This is a genomic window from Achromobacter sp. (genome assembly GCF_036567245.1).
In the GTDB taxonomy this organism is placed as follows: Bacteria; Pseudomonadota; Gammaproteobacteria; order Burkholderiales; family Burkholderiaceae_B; genus Achromobacter.
Window position 1 is genome coordinate 1 of the sequence record NZ_DATCUY010000100.1, and the last position, 4,169, is coordinate 4,169.

At 70.2% G+C, this 4,169-nt stretch carries 6 protein-coding genes; 4 read left to right on the forward strand and 2 right to left on the reverse strand.

Going from position 1 to position 4,169, the window contains the following annotated elements; translation table 11 throughout:
- The 3 genes from VIR09_RS04275 to VIR09_RS04285 form a co-directional block, all read left to right on the forward strand.
- Nucleotides 1-745 (forward strand): hydantoinase/carbamoylase family amidase (locus VIR09_RS04275; protein WP_332011749.1); only part of this gene is annotated, 745 nt, incomplete at its 5' end.
- Between the two features lie 109 nt (nucleotides 746-854).
- Nucleotides 855-1,190 (forward strand): thioredoxin family protein, encoded by a 336-nt coding sequence (locus tag VIR09_RS04280; RefSeq protein WP_013393043.1) that lies wholly within the window; start codon nucleotides 855-857, stop codon nucleotides 1,188-1,190.
- Complete coding sequence (locus VIR09_RS04285) at nucleotides 1,187-2,125, forward strand: DMT family transporter (RefSeq protein WP_332011750.1); 939 nt, start codon at nucleotides 1,187-1,189, stop codon at nucleotides 2,123-2,125. Before VIR09_RS04280 ends, VIR09_RS04285 begins: the two co-directional genes overlap by 4 nt.
- Nucleotides 2,126-2,136: 11 nt before the next feature.
- Here the strand turns inward: VIR09_RS04285 and VIR09_RS04290 are convergent, their stop codons facing one another.
- Together VIR09_RS04290 and VIR09_RS04295 are read right to left on the reverse strand one after the other, a co-directional pair.
- Complete coding sequence (locus VIR09_RS04290; protein ID WP_332011751.1) at nucleotides 2,137-3,036, reverse strand: DMT family transporter; 900 nt, start codon at nucleotides 3,034-3,036, stop codon at nucleotides 2,137-2,139.
- Nucleotides 3,027-3,755, reverse strand: coding sequence for a GNAT family protein (locus VIR09_RS04295; RefSeq protein ID WP_332011752.1), 729 nt, complete (start codon nucleotides 3,753-3,755; stop codon nucleotides 3,027-3,029). Before VIR09_RS04295 ends, VIR09_RS04290 begins: the two co-directional genes overlap by 10 nt.
- Before the next feature lie 123 nt (nucleotides 3,756-3,878).
- Between VIR09_RS04295 and VIR09_RS04300 the strand changes: the two genes are divergently transcribed.
- The coding region (locus VIR09_RS04300; protein ID WP_332011753.1) for a winged helix-turn-helix domain-containing protein at nucleotides 3,879-4,169 on the forward strand (291 nt) is incomplete at its 3' end.

Sequence of the window (4,169 nt, forward strand, 5' to 3'; positions counted from 1 at the left end):
CTCGGCGCTGGGCGCGCCGCTGCGCGGCCCCGGCGGCACCGCGGCTTTCGTCGAACTGCATATCGAACAAGGTCCGGTGCTGGAAAGCCGCGGCCTGCCCATCGGCGTGGTCACCAACATCGTCGGTATCCGCCGCGTGCAGATCACCGTGGAAGGCCAGCCCGACCATGCCGGCACCACGCCCATGGACATCCGCCGGGATGCCCTGGTGGGCGCGGCCCGCATCATCGACGCCGCCCACCGCCAGGCCAGCGCCGCCAGCGGCAATCCGCATTACGTGGTTGCCACCGTGGGCCGCCTGTCCATGACGCCCAACGCCGCCAACGCGGTGCCGGGGCGCGTCGAACTGACGCTGGAAATGCGCAGCGACAGCGATGCCGTGCTGGACGCGTTTCCGGAAACGCTGATGGCCGGCGTGGCCACGGACCTGACCGCGCTGCGCCTGTCCGCCAGCTTCACGCAGCTGAGCCGCGCCCGCCCCACCGACTGCACGCCGCTGGTGATGGACGCGGTGCAGGCGGCCGCCGACCAACTGGGCTATGCCTCCATGCGCCTGCCCAGCGGCGCGGGCCATGACGCGGTCTACATGGCGCCCACCGGCCCCATCGGCATGATCTTCATTCCCTGCCTGAACGGCCGCAGCCACTGCCCGGAAGAGTGGATCGAGCCCTCGCAACTGCTGGACGGCACCCGCGTGCTGTACCAGTCCGTGCTGGAACTGGACCGCAAGCTGCGCACCGCCTAAGCCCGGGGCGTCCCCTCCAGGCCCGCGGGTATCTCCCGCCCGCGGGCGCCGCGCTGCCATAATGGGCGCCTCGCGCCGCGACCGGCGCCCCTGCGCAGCCCTGCCCCCAATGGAACAGATAGAACTCAACGACAGCACCGCCGACCGCTACCTGCTGGACGCGCCCGGCCTGTCCCTGCTGGTCTTCCACAGCCGCACCTGCGGCACCTGCCGCATCGCCCGCGAACAGCTGCCGCAGCTGGAATTGCCCGTGGAACGCGTGTGCTGGGTCGACGCCGGCGACAACCGCGGCATGGTCGAGCGCTACGAGGTCTTTCACCTGCCCGCCATGTTCGTGACGCGCGACGGCGCCTTCTTCGGCCCGGTCCAATCGACCCTGGCGGAATGGGACCTGCGCCAGCAGATCGGCCTGGCCCTGGACAGCTACCCCGCCGAACTGCCGTGAACGGCGCCAAACCCTTGCGCCAGCCGCTGGACGGACTGGCCACCGGCGCCATGCTGTTGTTGTGCGTCTGCTGGGGCTTCCAGCAGATCGCCATCAAACTGGTGGCCGCGGACGTCTCGCCCATCATGCAGATCGGGCTGCGCTCGGCCTTCGCGGCGCTGGTGCTGGCCGTAGCCGTCTGGCGGCGCGAAGGCCTGCGCGCCTTCACCGATGGCACGGCGCTGCCCGGCCTGATCGTGGGCCTGCTGTTCGCCGGGGAATTCCTGTTCGTGGCGCAAGGCCTGGTCTACACCACGGCCTCGCACATGTCGGTGTTCCTGTACACCGCGCCCATCTTCGCCGCGCTGGGGCTGCACTGGCTGCTGCCCGAGGAACGCCTGAAGCCGCTGCAGTGGCTGGGCGTGGCCATCGCGTTCTTCGGTATCGCGGTGGCCTTCCTGGGCAAGGGCCAGCCCGAGGGCTCCGCCGCCGCTCCCAATATGCTGCTGGGCGACGCGATGGGGCTGCTGGCGGGCCTGTTCTGGGGCGCCACCACGGTGGCGATCCGCAAGACCTCGCTGTCGGAAGCCGCGCCCGCCAAGACCCTGTTCTATCAGATGGCGGTCGCGGCCATCACCCTGCTGTCATTCGCGACGGTCACCGGCAACGCCGGCTTCCGCTACACGCAGGCGGCGGTGCTCAGCGTCGTCTTCCAGTCGGTGGTCGTGGCCCTGTCCAGCTATCTGGCGTGGTTCTGGCTGCTGCGCCGCTACCTGGCGTCGCGCCTGTCGATCCTGTCGTTCATGACGCCGCTGTTCGGCGTGAGTTTCGGCGTGCTCATCCTGGACGAGCCGCTGGACGGCGGCTTCGTGCTGGGCGCCCTGCTGGTGCTGGCCGGCATTACCCTGGTCAGCGGCGCCGAACTGCTGCGCGAGAAGTTGCGGCGCGCCCGCTGAGCCGCCCGCGCTTATGGCCTGGTTCGCGGCGCGGGCGCGGCGCCCAGATTCAGCACGATCAGCGCCGCCCCTCCCAGCACCAGGGCGAAGCCCCACCAGTCCATGGCGGCGGGCCGGTCGCCCACCAGCGCCATCGCACCCAACACGCCCACCACCGGCACCATCAGCGTGGTCAGCGCGGCCACCGTGGCGCTGACGCGCTCGCTCAGCACGAACCAGAGCCAATAGGCGACGGCGGTACCCAGGATGATGTGGAACGACAGCGCCGCCGCCACGCGGCCGTTCCAGCCCTGCGTGGGAAAGGATTCACCCGCGATCAGCACACCCACCAGGGCGCAGGCCGCGCCCACCGCCAACTGCCAGGCCGTGACGACGATGCGGTTCCCGGCCACCGGCCAGCCCTTCAGGTAGACCGTGCCGGCGGCCCAGCCGAAGGCCGCCACCAGCGGAAACACCAGGCCCTTGGCCGCAGCCGCGTCGTGCTCGCCGAAGACCGCGCGCAGCACCGGCCAGGCCAGGATGGAAACGCCAGCCGCGCCCAGCAGCAGCGCCAGCGCCCTGCGCCGGTCCAGGCGTTCGCCCAGCACCGCCCAGGCCAGCACGGCCGACATCATCGGCATGGTGAAAGTCAGCACCGCCGCGCGCGAGGTGCTGGTGCTGAGCTGCGCCCAGGCCACCAGCAGATTGAAGGCCGCGACGGCAAGCAGGCCGCCCACGACGATGCCCCGCCACGACGCGCGCGGCGGCAACAAGGGCACCCGCTTGGCGCGCGCCAGCAGCAACAGCAGCACCGCGCCGCTGCCCAGGCCGAGCAGGCGCAGCGTGAACGGCGGGAAGATCGACAGGATGATCTTCACCGCCGGCCAGTTCAGGCCCCAGAACAGGGCCAGCGCAACCGGGATCAGGCGCACGCGGCGCGCGCCTCTGCGGTCAGTTCGGACAGGCCCTGCCGCTGCCGGCCTTGCGCATCGAAATTGTCCGGGCTCAGCCAGCGTTCATAGGCAGTACGCAGCGCGGGCCAATCGCCGTCAACGATGGCGAACCAGGCCGTATCGCGGCTGCGGCCCTTGTACACCGTAGCCTGGCGGAAGATGCCTTCGAACTCGAAACCCAGGCGGGCAGCCGCCGCGCGCGATGGCGCGTTCAGGCTGTCGCACTTCCATTCGTAGCGGCGATAGCCCAGTTCGTCGAAGGCGCGGCTCATCAGCAGGAACTGCGCTTCGGTGGCGATGCGGGTACGCTTGAGCTGGCGCGAGAACGATACGAAGCCGACTTCGATCGCGCCGTTGGCCGGATCGATGCGCATCAGCGCCAAGGTGCCGATGGCGCGGCCCGTTTCCAGATCGATGATGGCGTGGTGCAGGGGGTCGTTGCCGGCCTGCGCCTTTTCCGCGAACTCGCGGTAAGCCGCCAGGTCCGCGAAAGGCCCAACCGACATGTAAGTCCAGTCGCTGTCGTCCGGCGCCTGGCTGAACGCCTGGTACAGATCCTCGGCGTGGCGCTCGGCCGACAGCGGCTCCAGCCGGCAATAGCGGCCGACGATGGGAGTCAGGGGCGGACGCGGGCGCGCGGTCCAGCCCGTCATGTCCGGGCCGATGGGTTGCTGGTAAGCGTTGACGCGGGGTTGCATGCTACGAGGCCTCTTCAGGTTGGCGCGCCGCCGGCCAGGGCGGACGCAATACGCATGCCCTCACGATATCGGAATCGTGGCATCATAAAAAGCACCACGATCCCGTATTTTAATAGGGCCATGATGAACCCCACCGCCCTGCTGTCCAGCCCGCTCACGCGCGGCCCCGGCGCCCTGCCGCGCCAGCGCCAGCTGATCCAGCGCCTCAAGCAGGCCATCCTGGCAGGCCAGTTGCCTGCGGGCGGCAAGCTGCCCTCGTCGCGCGCCCTGTCCGAGGACCTGGACATCTCGCGCAACACGGTGCTGATCGCCTACGAACAGCTCACCGCCGAAGGCTACGTGATCGCCGATCGCCAGGGCACCCGGGTAGCCCCCCTGTCGGCCGCCGCCGCCCTCGCCGCCAAGCGCGCGGCC